This window comes from Streptomyces sp. NPDC003032 (genome assembly GCF_053591415.1).
This window is the reverse complement of sequence record NZ_JBSFTT010000002.1, coordinates 384,016-404,701: the sequence shown is the minus strand read 5'-3', so window position 1 is coordinate 404,701 and position 20,686 is coordinate 384,016. Positions and strand designations below refer to the sequence as shown.

Genomic DNA, 20,686 nt, shown 5'->3' with positions numbered 1-20,686 from the left:
GCTCACAGGTCGGCGGCGGCGATCCGCTCGATGTTCCGCTCGGCGAGCGCCGTGATGGTCACGAACGGATTGACGCCGGTGTTGCCGGGAATCAGCGCGCCGTCGATGACATAGAGCCCGGGATGGCCATGCAGACGGCCGTAGTTGTCGGTGGCCTTGCCGAGGACCGCTCCGCCCAGCGGGTGGTACGTGAGGTGGTCGCCCCAGATCTTGTACGTGCCGAAGAGATCGGTGCGGTAGATCGTGCCCTCCTTGGCGTTGATCTTGTCGAAGATCGTCCTGGCGGCGTCGATGGAGGCCTTCTTCCAGGCGGTCTGCCAGTTCAGCTCCGCCCGGCCCGCCGCCGCGTTCCAGGAGAACTCGGCGCGGTGCGGGTTCTTGGTGATCGACAGATAGAACGAGGCGTACGTCTCGATCCCGGTCGGCAGCGGCGCCACCTCGGCGAACGCGCCGCCCGCCGCCCAGTTGTCGATGCCTGCCGTGGGGATGGACGACTGGAGCCTGCCGGTCGCGTCCCACATGTGGTTGGCGCGCCCGCACATGACGTTGCCGTTGTCGCCCCAGCCCTTGCCGACCTCGGCGTTGAGGCGGGGCAGCGCGCCCGTCGCCCTCAGCTCGACCAGGAGCTTGCTGGTGCCGACGCTGCCCGCGGCGAAGAACACCTTGTCGGCCGTCACCTCCTTGGTGGCGACGGTGCCCCCGCCGGTGTCGATCTGGTCGATCGTGACCGTGTAGCCGCCGCCGGCCGCCGGGGTGACCGAAGTGACCTTGTGCAGCGGCGAGATGGTGACACGCCCGGTCGCTTCGGCGCGGGCGAGATAGGTCTGCTGGAGCGACTTCTTGCCGTGGTTGTTGCCGTATAGGATCTCCCCGGCCAGCGCCGATCTGGTGGCGGTGCCCGCCTGCTCCCGCTTCATGTAGTCCCAGTCGTACACGTCGGGCACGAAGACGAACGGGAAGCCGGAGCGCTGGGCGTGCTTGCGGCCGACGCGGGCGTACTGGTAGCAGTCGGCCGTCTCGAACCAGGCCGGGTCGATGGTGCTCACGCCGAGCCCCGCGTTGGCGCGCGGGTAGTAAGTGCCGTACATCTCCCCGGCGTCCACCGTGGGCAGCACGGCGCCGAAGAACTCGCGCCTCGGCGTGACCGCCATGCCGCCGTTGACCAGCGAGCCGCCGCCGACGCCCCGGCCCTGGTAGACGGTGATGCCGCCGAACTCCTCGGCGTCCAGGATGCCCGTGTGGCGCGGCACGTCCTTGTCGAGCGGGAAGCCGAGGAAGTCGCTCAGGGGCTGCTTGGTCCTGGTGCGCAGCCAGTAGGAACGGATGTCCGGACTCGTGGTGTTGGCGAAGATCTTGCCGTCGGAGCCCGGGGTGTCCCAGGCCATGCCCATCTCGGCCATGTGCACGTCGACGCCCGCCTCGGCGAGCCGCAGGGCGGCGACGGAGCCGCCGTAGCCGGTGCCGATCACGAGGGCGGGGACGCGTGCGCCGTCCGCGAGCGGGGCGGCCGCGGTGGCTCTCGCCCTGGCCGGGCCTGCCTGGCCCGCGAGCGCGACGGCCCCGAGAACGGAACCTGTTCCAGTGATGAATTTTCGACGTGACAGACCGCCAGTCCCGTTGCCAGGTAAGGGTGCGCGCTCCATGTGACTTTCCTCACTCTCGATGGAATGGAAACGAGTTCTACTGCCGTCCACATGGGAAGTCACGCCATACCTAAAAGTAACTTCTGTCCGGTCCCGCACCTCTCATGGTGTCCGGTCACACCACGGGCCGCAGAACCATGGTGGTCCGCCATATACGCCACTGAACTGCGGTTTCCTACCTTGTGCCGGTACGGAAGCGTCCCCGCGGCGTCCCTGACGGAATGACTGGAAGTGGTGCACATGGCCTCGCAAGGAACCGCTCCGCCGACCCGCGCCGGCATCAGCCGCATCGTGGCGGCCAGCCTCGTCGGCACCACCATCGAGTGGTACGACTTCTTCCTCTACGGCTCCGCCGCCGCGCTGGTCTTCAACACCCTCTTCTTCCCGTCCAGCGACCCCCTGGTCGGCACGCTGCTCTCCTTCCTCACCTACGCGGTGGGCTTCGCCGCCCGGCCCCTCGGCGGCGTCGTCTTCGGGCACTACGGCGACCGGATGGGCCGCAAGAAGCTGCTCGTCATCAGCCTGCTGCTGATGGGCGGCGCCACGTTCGCGATGGGACTGCTCCCCACCCACGCGAGCATCGGCGTCGGCGCGCCGATCCTGCTGACCGTGCTGCGGCTCGTGCAGGGCTTCGCGCTCGGCGGCGAGTGGGGCGGCGCGGTGCTCCTGGTCTCCGAGCACGGCGGCGACAAGAGCCGCGGCTTCTGGGCGTCCTGGCCCCAGGCCGGCGCCCCCGGCGGAAACCTCCTCGCCACCGGGGTGCTCGCTCTGCTGGCCGCCGTCCAGTCCGAGGAGGCCTTCCTCGCCTGGGGCTGGCGCGTGCCCTTCCTGCTCTCCGGGGTCCTCGTGATGATCGGCCTGTGGATCCGCATCTCGGTCACCGAGTCGCCCGTCTTCCTGGAGGCGCAGAAGAAGGCGCGGGCCGCCGCCGCGGCGGGCGTCCAGGAGAAGCCGCCCGTGGTCGAGGTGTTCCGCAGGAGCTGGCGGGAGGTGCTCACCGCCATCGGCACCCGGTTCGGCGAGAACATCTCGTACTACGTCATCACGGCCTTCGTCCTCGTCTATGTCACCGTGCACCTGGAACTTCCCAAGAGCGACGCGCTCAACGCGGTGCTCATCGGGTCCGCCGTCCACTTCGTCACCATCCCTCTGTGGGGCGCGCTCTCCGACCGCGTCGGGCGCCGTCCGGTCACCCTGATCGGCGCGCTCGGGATGGCCGGCTGGGCCTTCGCGTTCTTCGCGCTGCTCGACTCGCGGTCCTTCCCCGTCATCGCGCTCGCGGTCACCGTCGGGCTGCTCTTCCATGGCGCGATGTACGGTCCGCAGGCCGCGTTCATCTCCGAGATGTTCGACACCAAGGTCCGCTACTCGGGCGCCTCGATGGGCTCCCAGCTCGCCTCGATCATCGGCGGGGCGCTCGCGCCGATCATCGCCGTGGAACTCCTCAGGGACTACGACTCGGCGCTCCCCGTCGCCCTCTACATGTCCTGCGCGGCCCTCATCACCGCCGTGACCGTATGGTTCGCCAGGGAGACGCGGGGACGGGACCTCTCCGAGGACGAGGCGGCGGACCCCGAAGCCCCGGCCCCGGCCCCGGCCCCGGCGACGGAACAGCAGGGCGCGGTACGGCTCGGCGGCTGAGGGCCTTGCCGCGGCCTGCCTCCGTCGGCGCGGGGGCGGGCCAGCAATCGCGTCCGCCCCGTCGATTCAGGGCGGGCCAGCAATCGCGCCCGCCCCGCCCATCCAGGGCAGGCCATCGACCGCACCCACCCCGTCGGGAGACCATCGCCCCATGCTCCCCACCATCAAGGGCGCGGGCCGCGCCGAACCTCAGGCGGGTCTGCGCGGCCTGCTCGATCTGCTGGAGCGGGGCGCGCCCGCCGAGGACTTCGCTCGTCCCGCGGCCCGGGCCCGCGAGGCCGGTGCCGCGCCCGGCGACCTCGCGGCGCTCGACGAGGCCACCGACGTGGCGCTGCGCGTCCACCGCACCCTGGGCGCGCACCGCCGCCGCGAGGCCGAACTCACCGCCCTCTTCGACACCGCGAGCGACCTGGCCGCGCTCCGCGACCCGGACGCCGTGCTGCGCGCCATCGTGCGCCGCGCCAAACTGCTCCTGGGCACGGACGTCACGTACCTCTCCCTCAACGACGAGGCGGCCGGCGACACCTATATGCGGGTGACCGACGGCAGCGTGGCCGCCGCCTTCCAGCAGCTGCGGCTCGGCATGGGCGAGGGCCTCGGCGGCCTCGTCGCCCAGACCGCCCGCCCCTACGTCACCGGCGACTACCAGCAGGACCCCCGCTTCCACCACACCGACGCCATCGACAGCGCCGTCCTCCAGGAAGGGCTGCGCGCCATCCTCGGTGTGCCGCTGCGGCTCGGCCCCCGGGTCATCGGGGTGCTGTACGCCGCCGACCGCTCCGCCCGCGTCTTCGCGACGGAGGAGATCGTGCTGCTCTCCTCCCTCGCCGACCACGCGGCCATCGCCATCGACGGAGCACGCCTCCTCGAAGAGACACGGGCCGCGCTCGTCGACCTCAACGCCGCCACCGAGACCATCCGCGCGCACAGCCAGGCCATGCGCCGCGCCGAACAGGCCCACGACCAGCTCACCGACCTCGTGCTGCGCGGCGGCGACGCGGGCGACGTGGCCGACGGCATCGCCGCCCTCCTCGACGGCGGCGTCCTCATCCACGACGCGGACGGCGTCGAACTGGCCCGCACCGCAGCCGGACCGCTGCCCCCGCCCGCCCCGGCCGTCGCCGCCTCACGCGCCAGCGGACGCGCGGTACCGCAGGACGGCACCTGGGTCTGCGCGGTCCTTGCCGGGCCCGAACTGCTCGGCAGCATCGCCCTGACCGGACGCGCCGAACTCGCCGACGCCGACCGGCGGCTGTTCGAGCGCGCGGGCGTCGTCACCGCGCTGCTCCTCCTGCTGCGCCGGTCCGTCGCCGAGACCGAGGACCGGGTGCGCGGCGAGCTCCTGAACGACCTGCTCGCCACCACCGGCGACCCGGTCAGCCTGGCGAGCCGCGCCCGCCGCCTCGGCGTCCAACTCGGGCGACCGCACGCGGTGTTCGTCGCCCACAGCGAGAGCGCGCCCCGGCCGCGGCTGCTCGCCGCCGCCCACCGCGTCGCCCGCGCCCACAGCGGCCTGGCCGGGCTCCACCACGACGACGTGGTGCTCGTGATCCCGACCGACACACCCGGCGGCGACGCCCGTACGTTCGCCACCGAGCTGGGCCAAGGCATGGGCGCCCCGGTCACCGTCGGCGCCGCCGGTCCCGCTCGGGAACCGGCCGGGCTGCCCGCCGCGCACGCAGAGGCGCTCCGCTGCCTCTCCGCCCTGCGGGCGCTCGGCCACATCGGTCACGGCGCCGCTCTCGCCGACCTCGGCTTCGTCGGGCTGCTCATCGGCGAACAGGCCGACCTGGGAGGCTACGTCAGGGCCACGCTCGGCCCCCTCCTCGACTACGACGCCGAGCGCGGCACGGAGCTGGTGCGGACGCTGGAGGCGTACTTCGGTGCGGACCGCAGCCTCACCAAGGCGAAGGCCGTGCTGCACGTCCACGTCAACACGGTCGTGCAGCGGCTGGAGCGGGTCGCTCGGCTCCTCGGCGACGACTGGAACAGTCCCGCGCGCACCCTGGAGACCCAACTCGCGCTCCGCCTTCACCGGTTGACACCGCCGCGGTGAGCGCGGGCTCACGGGGCGCTCAGCTCCGCCCGTAGGCGAGTCAGGAGCGCGCGGGCCGCCGGGCTCGCCGGGCCGTCCTTTCGCCAGGTCAGTGCTATGCGGCCGCGCGGCCGCGGGTCGGTGAGAAGCAGGGTCCGCAGGCCCAGTTCGGCGGCCGTCCCCGCGGGCAGCGCCGGCAGCACCGCCACGCCCAGGCCGCGCGCGGCGAGGCGCGTCAGGACGTCGGGGGAGGCCGCCTCGAAGGCGATACGCGGCCGGAAGCCGGCCTCGGCGCAGGCCCCGTCGAGGACCCCGCGCAGACCGGTACCGCGCGGCAGGGTGATCAGCGGGCGCCCGGCGAGCTCGGCCAGCGGGACGCCGGCACGGCCCTCGGGGCGCAGGAGCGGATCATCCGGGGCCACGGCGGCGACCAGCGGCTCGTCGACCACGATGTCCAGGGCCACGTCCGGGGGCGGCTCCTGCGTCGTGAGGCCGAGCAGCGCGATGTCCAGCTCGCCCCGGCGCAGCGCGGCGAGCATCCGGTCGGAGGCGTCCTCGGTGAGGGCGATCTCGACCTGGGGGTGCGCGTCATGGAAGTCGGCGAGCACGGAGACGACGTCGAACTCGTGGGTGGCCGCCCCCGACACGAGTCCGATCATGACCTGCCCGCGCAGCAGCCCCGTGAACTCGTCCGCGGTCCGCCGCGCCCCCTCGACGGCGGCGAGCGCGGCCCGCGCGTAGGGCAGCACGGCCCGGCCCACCTCGGTCGGCGTCACCGTACGGCCGGAGCGGTCGAGGAGCCGGTGGCCCAGCTCGCGTTCGAGCTGCCGGATCTGCGCGCTCACGCCGGGCTGCGCCAGGTGCAGCCGGGCCGCGGCGCGGGTGAAGTTGGCCTCCTCGACCACGGCGACGAAGTACTTCAGCTGCCGGAGTTCCATAACCGGCGATGCTAGTGGCGAGAAGAGGAAGCTCTTGGACTTATGGCCGGGCCTTGATCACCCTGGAGTCATGAGGAAGACGACAGGTAGGACGGCAGACAGGGCGACAGAGAACCAGAGCCGCGTCCGCGCCGAGATCGCCGCCGAGCGATGTGAACTGGCCGACCTCTTCGACACGTTGAGCCCCGACCAGTGGGACACCTCCTCGCTCTGCGCGGGCTGGCGCGTACGCGAGGTCGTCGCCCATATGTCCCTCGGTTTCCGCCACTCGCTGCCCAGGACGCTCCTCGAACTCGTCAAGGCGCGCGGCAGCCTGCACCGCATGACGGACCGCTGCGCCCGCGCGGACGCCGCCGCGTCGTCGACATCCGAACTGGCCGCCCTGCTCAGGGAGAACGCGCACCACCCCTGGACGCCCCCGGTCGGCGGCTACACCTCCGCGCTGGGCCACGACGTGGTGCACGGCCTCGACGTCACCGTTGCCCTCGGTCTTGACCGCCGGGTCCCGCTGGAGCGCGTACGCATCCTGCTGGGCGCCGTCGACGCCAAGAGCGTCAAGTTCTTCGGGGCCGACCTCGCGGGCGTCGCACTGCACGCCGACGACGTCGACTGGTCGTACGGCAGCGGCACCCCCGTGCGCGGCGCCGCGCAGGACCTGCTGCTCGTCGCGTACGGCCGCAAGGTCCCGCGGGGGACGCTCCGCGGCGAGCGGTGCGAGCGTTATGTCCTGAGGTGAACGAGGGCCTGTCGGCGGCCGGTTGTCACATCCGGACCTGTTGGATCCGTCATAGGTGCGACCTACTCTGGTAGCCGCCTGAAGGGGAGTCGCATGAGCGGAAGCATCGAGCGCACCGGGGCAAGCGGGCGGCCCGCGCGGCCCGGCAGAGGCGAGCGGGTCGCGGACTGGGCGGACGGACGCCTCGGCATCAACACCCTCGCCAAGAGCCAGATGCGCAAGATCTTTCCCGACCACTGGTCGTTCATGTTCGGCGAGATCTGCCTCTACAGCTTCCTGATCCTGATCCTCACCGGCACCTATCTGACCCTCTTCTTCGAGCCGAGCATGGCCGAGGTCACCTACGACGGCCCCTACGTGCCGCTCAAGGGCCTCCAGGTGTCCAGGGCGTTCGAGTCCACGCTGGAGATCAGCCTGGAGGTGCGCGGCGGTCTGCTGATCCGGCAGATACACCACTGGGCGGCGGTCGTCTTCATCGCCGGCATGTTCGTCCACATGATGCGGGTGTTCTTCACCGGCGCGTTCCGCAAACCGCGTGAGGTCAACTGGCTCTTCGGCTGGACCCTGTTGATGCTCGCCATCATCACGGGCCTGACCGGTTACTCGCTCCCCGACGACATGCTCTCCGGCACCGGCGTGCGCTTCGCACACGGCGCGATCCTCTCGATCCCCGTGGTCGGGACGTATCTCGCCATGTTCCTGTTCGGCGGGGAGTTCCCGGGCGAGGACATCGTGGCGCGGTTCTATCCGATCCACATCCTGCTGCTGCCGGGCATCATGCTCGGGCTGGTCGTCGCCCACCTGATCCTGGTCTTCTACCACAAGCACACCCAGTTCGCGGGGCCGGGAAAGACCGAGAAGAACGTGGTGGGGGCGCCGTTCCTGCCGATCTACATCGCCAAGGCGGGCGGTTTCTTCTTCCTCGTCTTCGGCGTGCTCGCGATCATGGGCGCGGTCGCCTCCATCAACCCCGTCTGGGCGATCGGCCCGTACCGCCCCGACATGGTCTCCACCGGGGCCCAACCCGACTGGTACCTCGGCTTCTCCGAGGGGCTGATCCGGGTGATGCCCGCCTGGGAGATCAACATCTGGGGGCACACGCTCGCCCTCGGCGTCTTCATCCCCTTCTCGCTCTTCCCGCTGATCATGATGGCGATCGCGGTCTACCCCTTCGTCGAGGCCTGGGTCACGGGCGACAGGCGGGAACACCACATCGCGGACCGGCCCCGCAACACACCCGTGCGCACCGGCTTCGGCGTCGCCTGGCTCACGCTCTACTTCGTACTGCTCATCGGCGGCGGCAACGACATCGTCGCCACCCACTTCCACCTCTCGATCAACGCCATCACGTGGTTCGTACGCATCTCCTTCTTCGTGGCGCCCGTCCTCGCGTACGTCATCACCCACCGCATCTGCCTCGGCCTCCAGCACAGAGACCACGAGAAGGTGCTGCACGGGCGCGAGACCGGCACCGTCAAACGCCTGCCGCACGGCGAGTACGTCGAGATCCACGAGCCCCTGCCGCAGGCGGAGCTGTACCGCCTGACCGCCCATGAACAGCACCGGCCCTACGAGATCGGTCCCCTGGTCGACGCCAACGGCGTGGCCCGCAAGGTCTCCCGCTCCGACCGTCTGCGCTCCCGCCTCTCCCGCGCCATGTACGGCCCGAAGGCGCAGGTGCCGAAGGCGACCGCGGAGGAGTACCTGGCCATCCAGCGCGGGGAGGGCGAACACCACTGACGGACACCGACGGATCAACTCGGTTAGCCTCACACGGTGATGGCATCCGAGAAGACTCCGAAGCTGTGGGCGATCAGCGACCTGCACGTCGCGTACGCGGAGAACAGGAAGTACGTCGAGACCATCCGGCCGGAGACCGACGGCGACTGGCTGATCGTCGCCGGGGACGTCGCCGAGCGCATGGCCGACATCGAGTGGGCGCTGCGCACGCTCGCCGGGCGGTTCGCCAAGGTGGTGTGGTCGCCCGGCAACCACGAACTGTGGACGCCCAAGGACGATCCGGTCCAGCTGCGCGGCGAGGAGCGCTACCAGCATCTCGTCGCGCTCTGCCGCGGACTCGGCGTGTCCACGCCCGAGGACCCCTACCCGGTGTGGCGCGGCGCGGGCGGCCCCGTCACCGTCGCCCCGCTGTTCCTGCTCTACGACTACAGCTTCCGCCCCGAAGGGACGCACACCAAGGAGGAGGCCCTCGCGGTCGCCCATGAGGCGGGCGTCGTCTGCACCGACGAGTACTTCCTGCACCCCGACCCGTACGCGACGCGCGACGACTGGTCCCGCGCCCGCGTCAAACTCACCGAGGAGCGCCTCGCCGAGCGGCCCGCCGGCCTGCCCACCGTCCTCATCAACCACTGGCCACTGCTCCGCGAGCCCACCCGGGTCCTGCGCTACCCCGAGTTCGCCCTGTGGTGCGGCACCGAACTGTCCGCGGACTGGCACGTGAAGTACGACGCGGCGGCCGTCGTCTACGGCCATCTGCACATCCCCCGCACCACCTGGCACGACGGAGTACGCCACGTGGAGGCCTCCGTCGGCTACCCCCGCGAGTGGCGCAGGGGCTTCCACCCCGATCCGCGTCTGCGGCAGATCCTGCCGGTGCCGGAGGAGGGCTAGCGGACGCCGGGCGCGGGGCCGGGCCCGGGGCCGGTAGGCAAGGGTTCCGCAAGCAGGTGCATACCGGGGGACAAGCCGGGGCGGTGAAGCTCGGTGCAGGGCGTCGTGTCCGGCCGGGGCATGGGCCGGACGGCGCGGGCGCCGGGAGGAGGCGGACCCATGCACCTGCTCGACCTGCTCGCGGCACGGTCCCGGCCCGCGGCCGCTCTCCTGATGACGCTCACCAGGCGGTGCCCGCTTTCCTGCGCGCACTGTTCCACCGCCTCCTCGATGGACTCCGAGCAGCTCGACGCGGCACCGCTGACCGCCTTCGCCGCCACCCTGCGCCCCGACGACCGGCCCGACTTCCTGCTCCTGACCGGGGGCGAACCGCTGCTCAGGCCGCGCCTCGTCAAGCACCTCGCCGAAACGGCGCGGGCCGCGGGGACCCGCACCCAGGTCCAGACCGGGATGTTCTTCGCCCGCGACGGCGCCCGTGTCCCGCGCCCCGTCGCGGACGCCTTCGCCGCCGTCGACCACGTGGCGGCCAGCCTCGATGTCTTCCACGAGGCCCAAGTGGAGCGGGCCCGCGTCCTCGACGTCCTGCGCGGGCTCCTCGACGCCGGCAAGGACGTGAGCGTCCAGGTCACCGGCCTCGGCCCGGACGACCCCTATCTGGCGGAGGTCACCGACGACATCCGCCGCGCCTTCGGCGACCGCGTGCCCGTCCTGGTCGCCGAGGTACGCGCGGCGGGCCGGGCCGCACGGTGGCTGCCCGGCGCGGGCCCCGCCGAGCTGCCACGCGGTGCCTCCCCGTGCGCGATGGCGGCGTGGCCGGTCGTCGCCTTCGACGGCACGGTGGTCACCTGCTGCAACCAGAACGTCGTCGACGGCCTCGGCGGACGGCTCCCCCGCCACCTGCGCCTCGGCCACGTCGCCGACGACGACTGGCCGACGATCCGCCGCAGGCTCGTCGACCGCCCCCTGCTCCGCGGCATCAGGGCCTTCGGACCGCTCCACCTCGCCGACGCCCTGCGCACCGAGAACACCGAGAACCGCGGCGGGGGCACCGGGTACTGCGGTACGTGCGTCAGCGCCCTCGGCACACCGGACGCCGAGTCCGCGGCCGACGCCTACCTGCGACGCCCCGGCACCCGCCTGCTGGAGGAGCGGATCGGCGGGCTCCTCCAGGAGCGCGGCGCGGACGGATTCCTCGCCCGGCACGCGGTCAGCGGCTACCGCGACCTGGCCGGACTCGGCGGAGGTGCCGCGTGACGGGGGCGGGCACGCGCGTCGACGCCGCCCTCGGGCTGCTCCTGCCCGGTCTGCGGGCCACGCTCGAAAGGATCTGGGCGGTGCACCGGCCGGCCCTGATCTACCCGGAGTTCCTCGTTCTCACCCACCAGATCATCCGGGCGTCCGTGCCCTTGATGGAGTCCGCCCGAGACCGCTGCGAAGAGCTCGTACGCAAGGACGCGGACCCGTCGGCCGCCGCCCTGATCCCCTACTGGGAGCGGCACATCGAGGAGGAGCGCGGCCACGACGAGTGGGTGCGCGAGGACCTCGCCGCCCTCGGGCACGACCCCGCGAGAGTCTGGCGGAGCGTGCCGCCCGGCGAGGTAGCCGCGCTCTGCGGGGCGCAGTACTTCTGGATCCACCGGCTCCACCCCGTCTGCCTCCTCGGGTACCAGGCGGTCCTCGAAGGCAGCCCGCCCCGCCCCGACGTCGCCGCCGTGCTCGGCGCGCGCACCGGACTGCCGCGTCGCGCCTTCCGCACGCTCGCCCGGCACGCCGCCGCCGATGTCGGTCACGGCGCGCAGCTGCGCCGGCTGCTCGATGAACTGCCCCTGGAGGAACGGCTGACGGCCGCGGTGAGCAGGTCGGCCCTGCACACGGCGCGGTCGGTGATCCGCGTCTTCGAGGATCTGGCCGACACACAGAGGGAAGGGGCCCTGTGATGGCGAAGCCGCCCGCGATGGCCGCGGCTCTGCGGCACCGCCGCTTCCGTGTCCTGTTCGCCAGCCAGGTCGTCTCCAGCATCGGTGACTGGCTCGACTACCTCGCTCTGATCGTCCTCGTCACCTACGTATGGGACCAGGGCGCGGGAGCGCTCGCCGCGGTGAGCGTGGCCACCGCCGTGCCGCTGGTGCTGCTCGCCCCGGTCGCGGGGGCGCTCGCCGACCGGGTACGCGACCGCAAGGCCGTCCTCATCGGCTGCGACGTGGCACGCGCCGGCCTGGTGCTCGGCTTCCTCGCCGCGCCCGGACTGCCCGTGCTGCTCACCCTGGTGGTGCTCAAGGTCTCCTTCTCGGCGCTGTTCAACCCGGCCTACCAGAGCACCCTGCGCTCCGTGGTCCCCGAGCGCGACATGCTGTCCGCGATGTCCCTGACCGTCTTCGCCAACCAGGCGGCGAAGATCGCGGGCCCCGCCCTCAGCGGGCTGATCGTCGCCCTCTGGGGCGTGCGCGCCGCGTTCGTCGCCGACGCCGCCACCTTCGTCCTCTCCGGCCTGCTGCTCTGCGCGGTGCGGCTGCCCCGGCGGCCCGCCCGGGACGACGCGGGGTACCCCGGGGAACGGCACGGGGCGGGCAAGGGCAAGCTGTGGGCCGAGACCGTCGAGGGCGTGGCGTTCATCGCCCGCACCCCGGCGCTGATCGCCGTGATCGGCAGCATGGCGGCCACCCTCTTCCTCGTCCTCGCCTTCGACACGCTCTCCCCGCTCGCCATGCGCGAACTGTCCGTCGGCGAACAGGACCTGGGGTACGTGGTGGCGGCGGTCGGGCTCGGCGCCGTGCTCGGCACCCTGGCGATCAGCCAGTGGGGGACGCGGGCGCGGCCCTTCGTGCTCCTCGGCCTCGCACAGATCACCGTGGGCGCGCTGGTCGGCGGCATCGGGTTCGGCCTGGGCGCGGGGGTCGACGGCCTTCCCCTGCTGTGGATGTCCGTCGCGTTCGGCATCGGCTTCGCCGCGGCCGGGATCATGGTCGTCTTCCCGTACGTCCTGCACCGGGAGACCCCGCAGGAACTCATCGGCCGTGTGACGTCGACCGCGAACGCCTTTCCCGTCCTGCTCCAGCTCGCGGCGCCACCGCTCGGCGCCGTGCTCGCCGGTTGGTTCAGTGTCGGCTTCGTCTTCCGCACGGCGGGAGCGGCGCTCTGTGTCGTGGGCGTGGTGGTGTGGATCTACGGGAGGGGCGAGAAGGTGACCGGTGTCGGGAGCGACGACCAGAACCGGATCGGGAACCGGACACAGACCGAGAACAAGAACCTGGAGCTGCTGCGCGGCGCCGGATTCCCCGTCGACCAACTGCCCGACGGCCGACGCGAAGCCCTGTCCGAGCTGACCGACGAAGAGGTGGAGACCCTGATCGACGTACAGGCCCGCATCCAGGAACGCGCCCCCGAGGTCGAGGCGCACAGCGCGGAACCGATCATCGGGGGCGTCCTGTTCTGACCACGCGGGACCCGTGGAGCACATGGGGCACATGGGGCACATGGGGGAGGGAGGCGACAGCGTGCGCGAGCGAACCGCCCAGAGCCGCAAGACCGTCACCATCGTCTTCTGCGACATGGTCGGGTCCACCGCGCTCAGCGAACGCCTGGACGCCGAGGCGCTGCGCCACGTGATGCTGCGCTACTACGCCGTACTGAGCGACTGCCTGGAACGGCACGGCGGGACCGTGGAGAAGTACATCGGTGACGCCGTGATGGCCGTCTTCGGCATCCCGGCGGTCCGAGAGGACGACGCGCTGCGTGCCGCCCGCGCCGCGCTCGACATCCTCGCGGCCGTCGAGACGTTCGCCGAGACCGCGCACGGTGCGCACGGCGTACCGGTCGCCGTGCGCATCGGCATCCACACAGGCGAGGTCGTCACCTCGGGCGACGCCGACGCCGGGCACGCCCTGGTGTCCGGCGAGGTCGTCAACGTGGCGGCCCGTCTCGAACAGCACGCGCCCACCGGGCAGATCCTCATCGGCGCCGACACCCACCACCTGATCGCGCAGGCCGCGGAGACGGTCCCGGTGCCACCGCTGACCGTCAAGGGCAGACGTGACCCGGTACCCGCCTGGCGGCTCCTCTCGGCGGGCTCGCCCGAGCACGGGGCGTCCCGCGGGCGCGGCGTCGCCCTCGTCGACCGGCGGGACGAACTCGCGCAGCTGGACCTGGCGTTCGGGCGGGTGCGCCGGGACCGCGCCTGTCATCTGGTGACGCTGTACGGGGATCCGGGCGTCGGCAAGAGCAGGCTGGCCCGCGCCTTCGCGACCGTGGCCGCCGGGGCCGGGGCGACCGTCGCCCGCACCGGCTGCCCGCCCTACGGCAGCGAAGGCTCGCTCGCGCCCCTCGCCGACCTCCTGCGGCGGCTGCTCGGCGAGGCGCCGCGGGAGCGCCTCACCGCGCTCCTCGGCACCCAGGGCCCCGACGCCGCCGTCGCCACCGCCCTGGCCCGCCTGGCGACCACGGGCCGCTCGGGCACCTCGTACGACGAGACCTGCTGGGCGCTCCAGCGGCTGTGCACCGCCCTGGCCCGCCAGGAACCGCTCGTGCTCGTCATCGACGACCTGCAGTGGGCGCACGAGGACCTGCTCGGCGCGCTCGACCACATCACCGACTGGGTGCAGGACGCGCCCGTCCTCGTGCTCTGCCTCGCCCGGCCCGACCTCCTCGAACAGCACGCCGGCTGGGGCAGCGGCAAACTCAACGCGACCGCGCTCGTGGTGCCGCCGCTCGCCGGCGACGACTGCCGGGAGCTGGTCCTGCGCCTCAGCGGCCGCCTTCCGGACGAGCGCGGCAGCGCACCGGACGACGTCGTGGCGCATCTCGTGCCGCCGTCGCTCCCCGAGCGCGCCATGGACCGGCTCGTCAGCCGCTCGGAGGGCAACCCTCTCTTCGTCGAGCAGATCATGGAGATGGTCGCCGAGGGCGCCGACCCCGACGACGTACCCCTGTCGGTGCGCGCCATCGTCGCCGCCCGGCTCGACCGGCTCGCCCCGGACGAACGGGCCGTACTGGAGCGCGCTTCGGTGATCGGTGCCGAGTTCACCGCCGCCGACCTCGCCGCGCTCGCCGGCCCCGACGGGACGGCGGCCGAACCCGTCGTGCGCGACCTCGCGCGACGCCGCTTCCTGGAGCCCGCGGAGCCCGGCCCGGCGGGCGACCCGCGATGGCGCCCGGCCGGCCAGCTGATCCGCGACGAGGTCTACACCGGCATGTCCAAACTCCTTCGGGCCCGCGGACACGAGAGCTTCGCCGCGCACGTGGAGCGCCGCGCCCCCGACGACCACCACACCATCGGCACCCACCTCGAACAGGCCTCCCGGCTCCGCGCCGAGCTGGACCCCGGGGACCCGGGCGTCCGGCGCACCGCGGAGGCCGCCGCCGCCCACCTCGGGCGGGCCGGAACCGACGCGCTCGCCCACGGCGACATCAACTGGGCGGTCGGCCTGCTGCGCCGGACCCTCGCGCTGACCGGGAACCGCTCCCCGGCCGCGCTCGCGGTGCGGACCTCGCTGGCCGAGGCACGGCTGGCCGCAGGCGACGCGGAGGAGGCGGTCGCCGAGATGCGCCGCCTGCTCGACGAGGCGCGGCAGACAGGGGACGCGCGGACCGCCGCCAGGGTCCGGCTGCAACTCGGCTACCTGGAGCCGGGAACGGAAGGCTTCGGGGCTCTTCTCGATGCCGCACGCGCCGCGATCCCGGTGTTCACCGACGCCGACGACGCGCTCGGGCTCGCCCGCGCCTTCCTCGCCATGGGCCAGGAACGGCAGAGCCGCAGCCGGCACCAGGAGGCGGCCGAGCATCTGGAGCGCGCCCTGCACGAGTCGGTGCGGGCCGGCGCCGAACTGGAGCGCGCGGGCATCCTCGGCGCCCTCGCCGTCTCGCTGTGGCTGGGCCCCGAACCGGTCGGCTCCGCGCTGCGCAGCTGCCACGCCTTCCGCGGCGACCACCTCGCCGGACGCCTGGTGGGGAGGGCCACCGTGGGCTGCCCGACGGCGGTCCTGCTCGCCATGCGCGGCGAGTTCGACGAGGGCCGCGGCCTCCTGGACGACGCGCTGCGCACCCTCACCGACCTCGGCCACCACTTCGCGGTCCCCGCCGTACGCCTCTTCATGGCCGGCGTGGAACAGCTCGCCGGACGCTGGGAGGCGGCCGAACTCCTGCTGCGCGAGGCCGCCGACGGCATGGAGCGCCTCGGCGACCCGCAGCTGCACGCCACCGCCGTACGCGACCTCGCGCGCGTCCTGCTCACCCGGGACGCGCCGCCCGACACCGTCCACGCCCTGCTCGACACGCTTGTGCGGGACGGGGTGAGCGCCATGCCCGCGGCGGCGTGCGAGGTGTACGGCATGCGGGCCCGCCTCGCCGCCGGGCAGGGCGACGCGGCAGCGGCCGACGCACATCTGGCCACCGCCCTGCGGGCCGCCGCGCGGACGGACTCGCCCACCTGCCTGGCCACGGCCGAACTCGACCGCGCGCACGCCGTGTCGGCGCTCGGCCGTCGGGCCGAGGCCGCCGAGGCCGCCGCGCGGGCTGAACGGCACTTCACCGCGAAGGGGCATCTCGTGGGGGCGCGAAGGGCCCGCGCGGTGCGGGACGGTGTGCGATGACGGCCGCGCCCGAGGGCCTGACCTGGCACCTGCTGGGCCGCGACCGCGAGGCCATCGAGATCCGCACCGACTGGGCGGGCGCGGGTGCGGGCGAGGGCGCCGACGACGGCGCGGACTGGGCGTGGGGCGGCGCGAGCGGCCGGGGCGTCAGGGTCTGCGTGATCGACAGCGGTGTGGACACCGGGCACCCCCTGGTCGGTCCGGTCAACGCCTCCTATCTCGTCCGGGAGGCCGGGGAGGACGACGACGGGACGCCCCGGTGGGAGGTCGTCCGGGTCGCGGGCGGGGACTCCACGGGGCACGGCACCGCCTGCGCGTCGATCATCCGCGGCCTGGCGCCGCAGTGCGAGGTCGACAGCGTCCAGGTCCTCAGCACCGGCTTCCGGGGCTCGGGCGACGCACTGATCGCGGGCGTGCGGTGGGCCGTCGAGCGTGGCTACGACGTGATCAACATGAGTCTGTCCACCACCCGGAGGAAGTTCGCCCCCGTCCTCCACGACCTCGCCGATCAGGCGTACTTCGGACGCAGCCTGCTCGTCGCCTCCGCGCACAACATGCCGGTGGAGAGCTTCCCCTGGCGGTTCTCCTCGGTGATCTCGGTGGGCAGTCACGACGAGGACGACCCCGGGCTGCTCCTGTACAACCCGCGTCCGCCGGTGGAGTTCTTCGCCCGTGGGGTGCAGGTGCCCGCGGCCTGGCCCGGCGGCTCCACCCGGCGCTGCACGGGGAACAGCTTCGCGACCCCGCACGTGGCGGGGCTGTGCGCACGGATCGTGGGCAAGCACCGAGGCATGACCGCCTTCCAGGTCAAGCAGGCGCTGTTTCTCGCCTCGGCCAATGTGAGGAGCCAGTAGATGGACGACACCGGGCCGTTCGCGGCGCAGGGCGGCGCGCAGGAGGACGACGTCCACCGCGCGCTGCTGCGTTCCGTGGTCCGCACCGCCGCGGCGATCTTCGACGCGCAGGCCGGCTCCATCGCCCTGCTGGACCAGGACAGCGGGGAACTGGTCTTCGAGGCGGTGGCGGGCAAGGGCGAGGACGGCCTGGTGGGCCGCCGCTTCCCGGCCGGGCGGGGCATCGCGGGGTGGGTGCTGCAGTCGCGCCAGCCCGTGGAGGTGCACGATGTCGACAGCGACGCCCACTTCGCGCGCGACATCGCGGAGTCCACCAGCTATGTGCCCAAGGCGCTGATGGCGGCGCCGCTGCTGTGCGGCGACGAACCGCTCGGTGTCCTCGAAGTCCTGGACCGCAGCCCGCTGGTGCGTACCCCGCTGGCCGCGATGGAGCTCCTGGCGCTCTTCGCGGACCAGGCGTCGCTGGCGCTGGCCCTCGTGCAGGGCGCCCGGCGCGCCCGGCTCGCCGCGCCGGCCGTCGCCGAACCCGTGGGGCCCGCCGCCGTCCACGCGCTGGCGAGGGAGATCGGCGCGCTGGACGGCGGCAGGCAGGAGGCGGCCCTGCGGATCGTCAGCGACCTGGGGAAGGTCCTGCGCAGGCGGGAGTGACCGGACAGTCCGCCTGGATCTTGGTGCCGTGCCGACGCCGCGGAGTCCTCTCCAGGGCCAGGTCGCGCACGAAGGCGCCGAGCCGGAACAGGCACGCGCCGTCCGGGCCCGGCAGCCGCACGTTGGTGAGCGCGTGCGCGTCGCACAGCCGGTTCAGTGTCCGCGCGGTGTCGACGGGCTCGCCACCGAGCCGGAGCCAGGCGTCCATGAACGTGAAGTCGCCGCCCGTGTCGAGGAGCTGGAGGTCGGACCAGTCCTCGTCCGTGAGCGTGCCGTAGCCGCGCCGCAGGCTGCGGCGCAGATCGATGTCGCCGACCGTGAACCAGTCGAGACCGCAGGAGGACTCCACGTGGTCGGCGAGCTTGGCCAGCGGCCAGACCCGCCGCGACGCGAGCCGGGCGCCCGCGATGCGCAGCGCCAGCGGGAGTCCGCCGCAGAAGCGTGCGATGCGCCGCGCGGCCCGCGGGTCGGCGTCGACGACCGCGGCGCCGGTGACGCGCCGCAGCAGCTCCAGCGCGTCGCGGTCGTCCAGCGGCCGCAGTTCGAGCACCTGGGAGCCGTCCAGACCCGCGAGACGAGAGCAGCTGGTCACGACGGTGGTGGCCAGCGCGGCGCTGGGGAGCAGCGGCCGCACCTGGGCCTCGCGGACGGCGTTGTCCAGGACCAGCAGTGCCGGTACGCGCAGCACGAACAGCGCCCGGTAACGCCTGACAAGACCGGGCAGATCCGGCGGCAGCAGCTCGGCGGGCTCCCCGAGCTGCTGGAGGAGTTCCGCCAGCGCCTCGGCAGGGGAGCGCGGCAGCCCCCGCCCGTCGCTGAGGTCGACGTGGAAGATCCCGCCGGGGTACGCCTGTGCCGCCGCGTGCGCCGCGGCGACCGCCAGCGACGACTTGCCGACGCCCGGCGGGCCCGTCACCACCGTGACCCGCCAGCGCGCCGCGGGCTCCGCGTGTGCCTCCACGTCGGGCAGCAGCTCGCCGAGTTCCCGCTCACGCCCGGTGAAGTCCGGCAGGCCGGGGGGAAGTTGTACCGCTCCGATGGGCTGTCGCGGCTCGTGCGGGAGACCGCCCGCGCGCTCGGGGGCGCCCGGAGCGGCGGGCCCCACCTGGGCCACCGGTCCGCCCTCCAGGATCTCCTGCTGCAACTGCTGGAGCACGGCGCCCGGTTCGAGGCCGAGCTCCAAGGAGAACAGGCGGCGCGTCTCGTCGTAGGCGATGAGCGCGTCGTTCTGTCGGCCGACCCCGCACAGCGCCCGCATGTGCTGGGCGCGGAACTGTTCCCGGAAGGGGTGCTCGGCGAGCAGCGGCTCCACCTCGTCGAGCACTTCGTGGTGCAGCCCAAGTCGGAGCCGGGCGGTGAACCACGCCTCCAGGCCGGAGAGGCGGCGCTCCTCGAGGCGGGCCGCCTCCGCGTCCAGCGGCGCCACGCCCTCCAGACCGACGAAGGGTCTGCCCCGCCAGAGCGACATGGCCTCGCGGATCACCCTGTCGACGCGGCTCGCGTCGTTCTGTGCCGCGGCCCGCCGGGCCAGGTCGATGCCGTGCTCGAAGCGGACCATGTCGATCGACTCCGGGTCGACGGCGAGGCGGTAGCCGGGCCTCTGGTGCAGGAGCCTGGCACTCGCCTCCGGGTCCTCGTGCGCCAGCGTGCGGCGCAGATGGTGGACGTACACCTGGAGGTTCTTTCCCGCGCTGCGCGGCGGGTCCTCGCTCCACAGGGCGTCGACGAGGCGGTCCACCGGGACCACCGAGTCCGGCCTGCTCAGCAGGACCGCGAGCAGCACCTGCTGTTTGAACGGTCCCAGCGCGAGCTGCTGCGACTGGGTGACCGCGGCGAGCGGCCCGAGCACGTTGAACTGCAACACCGTTGCATCCCTCCCCGTGTGTGCGTACCTCTCGTGGTCGCGCCGCAGGGCCCAGGCGGGAAAGCACCTGGGCCCTCATGGTGATCAGCCGGCGTACGGCGGGTGGCTCGTCGGGCGTCGGACTACCAGACGAAGGCGCCGCTCAGCGGGCTGTTGCTGTGCGACACGACGTCCTCCGCGGCGTCGAGACGCGACTTGATGGAGTTGAGCAGCGTGACTTCCTCCTGGCTGAGGGAGGAGATCGCGTCGAGCTGCTGCGGGTTGGCGCCCTTGAAGTTGTGACCGGCGGCGGCGAGTTCTTTGAGAGCGTCGAACGACATGGCGTTCCTCCTTGGTTGACTGGTGGTCCGTCGGTCGGCGGACCACCGGATGTGAGGGGAATGGGCGCCCCCTCACGCTTGGGTGGCCGCCAGGGCCGGGGCCCGGCGGGAGGCCAGCACCGTCCGCAGGGCGGCGTCGGCGGCGTCGACGGAGTGCAGCGCGCTGAGGCCGACGGCGGTGGCCAGGTCGTGCGTCAGCGGCATTCCGTCGATGGTGCGCAGAAGTTCGTCACGGTGTTTCACGTCGAGCGCGGCGTGGCGCTCCAGGGTGCGGAATCCGGCGCGCGGATACCCGGTGCGGCGCGTCAGCTCGTCGACGAGTCCGGGCGCGGGTGGATTTCCTTCGAGGACCGCGATATGCCCGAGCAGACAGACGGGGTGGTAATGCCGAATCCAGTAGTACTGGGCGCCCACCAGATTGGCCACGGACGCGGCCGGCACACGGCGCAACGGCTCTTCGGGGTCGTGTCCGAGGGCTTCCAGGTCCTGTCTGAGCCATTCGTCGTGGCCCTGTTCCTCGCGAATGTGCCGGGAGAGATACGTGGCCAGGACGGCGGCGGCCGGATCGTTCTCCGCACGGCTCCTCGACTCCTCCAGAGCGCATTCCATGAGGGGCACGGTGGAGCGGATCGCGGTGTGCAGCATGCAGAGATACTCGGGATAGAGGTCACGAAGTCGCGGTGAATTCCACAGCTCCCGCGATGTCGCGGCGAGACGGGGCAGCAGCAACTCGACTTTCGCGAGAAGCACACGGCTGTGCCGGGTGGTCATGAGGAGTTCTCCTGTCTCGCG

General features: G+C 72.7%; 16 protein-coding genes. 11 read left to right on the top strand and 5 right to left on the bottom strand.

The window, feature by feature from the left end:
- Nucleotides 1–2: 2 nt before the first annotated feature.
- Nucleotides 3–1,643, bottom strand: coding sequence for a GMC oxidoreductase (locus ACWDZ7_RS04295; protein ID WP_451794665.1), 1,641 nt, complete (start codon nucleotides 1,641–1,643; stop codon nucleotides 3–5).
- 240 nt (nucleotides 1,644–1,883) lie between these two features.
- On the opposite strand from ACWDZ7_RS04295, the gene ACWDZ7_RS04290 reads away from it, so the two are divergent.
- Nucleotides 1,884–3,284 (top strand): MFS transporter, encoded by a 1,401-nt coding sequence (locus tag ACWDZ7_RS04290; RefSeq protein ID WP_451794664.1) that lies wholly within the window; start codon nucleotides 1,884–1,886, stop codon nucleotides 3,282–3,284.
- A gap of 151 nt (nucleotides 3,285–3,435) precedes the next feature.
- Nucleotides 3,436–5,340: a helix-turn-helix domain-containing protein gene (locus ACWDZ7_RS04285; protein WP_451794663.1), complete on the top strand. Its 1,905-nt coding sequence runs from the start codon at nucleotides 3,436–3,438 to the stop codon at nucleotides 5,338–5,340.
- Between the two features lie 8 nt (nucleotides 5,341–5,348).
- Here the strand turns inward: ACWDZ7_RS04285 and ACWDZ7_RS04280 are convergent, their stop codons facing one another.
- On the bottom strand, nucleotides 5,349–6,257 hold the full coding sequence (locus ACWDZ7_RS04280; protein ID WP_451794661.1) for a LysR family transcriptional regulator: 909 nt from the start codon (nucleotides 6,255–6,257) through the stop codon (nucleotides 5,349–5,351).
- 70 nt (nucleotides 6,258–6,327) lie between these two features.
- Here ACWDZ7_RS04280 and ACWDZ7_RS04275 point away from each other — a divergent pair, with 70 nt between their 5' ends.
- The 9 genes from ACWDZ7_RS04275 to ACWDZ7_RS04235 all read left to right on the top strand — a co-directional run bounded on the left by ACWDZ7_RS04275 (nucleotide 6,328) and on the right by ACWDZ7_RS04235 (nucleotide 17,710).
- Nucleotides 6,328–6,993 carry a maleylpyruvate isomerase family mycothiol-dependent enzyme gene (locus ACWDZ7_RS04275; protein ID WP_451794660.1) on the top strand — a complete coding sequence of 222 codons (666 nt, stop codon included), beginning with the start codon at nucleotides 6,328–6,330 and terminating at the stop codon, nucleotides 6,991–6,993.
- A 93-nt stretch (nucleotides 6,994–7,086) separates the two neighbouring features.
- Nucleotides 7,087–8,733 carry a cytochrome bc1 complex cytochrome b subunit gene (qcrB, locus tag ACWDZ7_RS04270; RefSeq protein WP_451794659.1) on the top strand — a complete coding sequence of 549 codons (1,647 nt, stop codon included), beginning with the start codon at nucleotides 7,087–7,089 and terminating at the stop codon, nucleotides 8,731–8,733.
- A 39-nt stretch (nucleotides 8,734–8,772) separates the two neighbouring features.
- On the top strand, nucleotides 8,773–9,624 hold the full coding sequence (locus ACWDZ7_RS04265) for a metallophosphoesterase family protein (RefSeq protein WP_451794658.1): 852 nt from the start codon (nucleotides 8,773–8,775) through the stop codon (nucleotides 9,622–9,624).
- A gap of 159 nt (nucleotides 9,625–9,783) precedes the next feature.
- Nucleotides 9,784–10,878, top strand: coding sequence for a radical SAM protein (locus ACWDZ7_RS04260; protein WP_451794657.1), 1,095 nt, complete (start codon nucleotides 9,784–9,786; stop codon nucleotides 10,876–10,878).
- Nucleotides 10,875–11,561, top strand: a complete 687-nt coding sequence (locus ACWDZ7_RS04255; RefSeq protein WP_451794655.1) for an iron-containing redox enzyme family protein — start codon at nucleotides 10,875–10,877, stop codon at nucleotides 11,559–11,561. Before ACWDZ7_RS04260 ends, ACWDZ7_RS04255 begins: the two co-directional genes overlap by 4 nt.
- Complete coding sequence (locus ACWDZ7_RS04250) at nucleotides 11,561–13,057, top strand: MFS transporter (protein WP_451794654.1); 1,497 nt, start codon at nucleotides 11,561–11,563, stop codon at nucleotides 13,055–13,057. Before ACWDZ7_RS04255 ends, ACWDZ7_RS04250 begins: the two co-directional genes overlap by 1 nt.
- A gap of 61 nt (nucleotides 13,058–13,118) precedes the next feature.
- Complete coding sequence (locus ACWDZ7_RS04245) at nucleotides 13,119–16,208, top strand: adenylate/guanylate cyclase domain-containing protein (RefSeq protein WP_451794652.1); 3,090 nt, start codon at nucleotides 13,119–13,121, stop codon at nucleotides 16,206–16,208.
- Nucleotides 16,205–17,062, top strand: coding sequence for a S8 family peptidase (locus ACWDZ7_RS04240; RefSeq protein WP_451794650.1), 858 nt, complete (start codon nucleotides 16,205–16,207; stop codon nucleotides 17,060–17,062). The genes ACWDZ7_RS04245 and ACWDZ7_RS04240 overlap by 4 nt, the downstream gene beginning before the upstream one ends.
- The gene (locus tag ACWDZ7_RS04235) at nucleotides 17,063–17,710 is read left to right on the top strand and encodes a GAF domain-containing protein (protein WP_451794649.1); all 648 of its coding nucleotides are present in this window, start codon (nucleotides 17,063–17,065) and stop codon (nucleotides 17,708–17,710) included. It abuts the gene before it with no gap.
- Here the strand turns inward: ACWDZ7_RS04235 and ACWDZ7_RS04230 are convergent.
- The 3 genes from ACWDZ7_RS04230 to ACWDZ7_RS04220 form a co-directional block, all read right to left on the bottom strand.
- Nucleotides 17,673–19,574, bottom strand: coding sequence for a BTAD domain-containing putative transcriptional regulator (locus tag ACWDZ7_RS04230; RefSeq protein WP_451794647.1), 1,902 nt, complete (start codon nucleotides 19,572–19,574; stop codon nucleotides 17,673–17,675). The genes ACWDZ7_RS04235 and ACWDZ7_RS04230 overlap by 38 nt on opposite strands.
- Before the next feature lie 122 nt (nucleotides 19,575–19,696).
- Nucleotides 19,697–19,894, bottom strand: coding sequence for an aroma-sacti cluster domain-containing protein (locus ACWDZ7_RS04225; protein WP_451794646.1), 198 nt, complete (start codon nucleotides 19,892–19,894; stop codon nucleotides 19,697–19,699).
- A 72-nt stretch (nucleotides 19,895–19,966) separates the two neighbouring features.
- The gene (locus ACWDZ7_RS04220) at nucleotides 19,967–20,665 is read right to left on the bottom strand and encodes an iron-containing redox enzyme family protein (protein WP_451794644.1); all 699 of its coding nucleotides are present in this window, start codon (nucleotides 20,663–20,665) and stop codon (nucleotides 19,967–19,969) included.
- Between the last annotated feature and the right edge of the window lie 21 nt (nucleotides 20,666–20,686).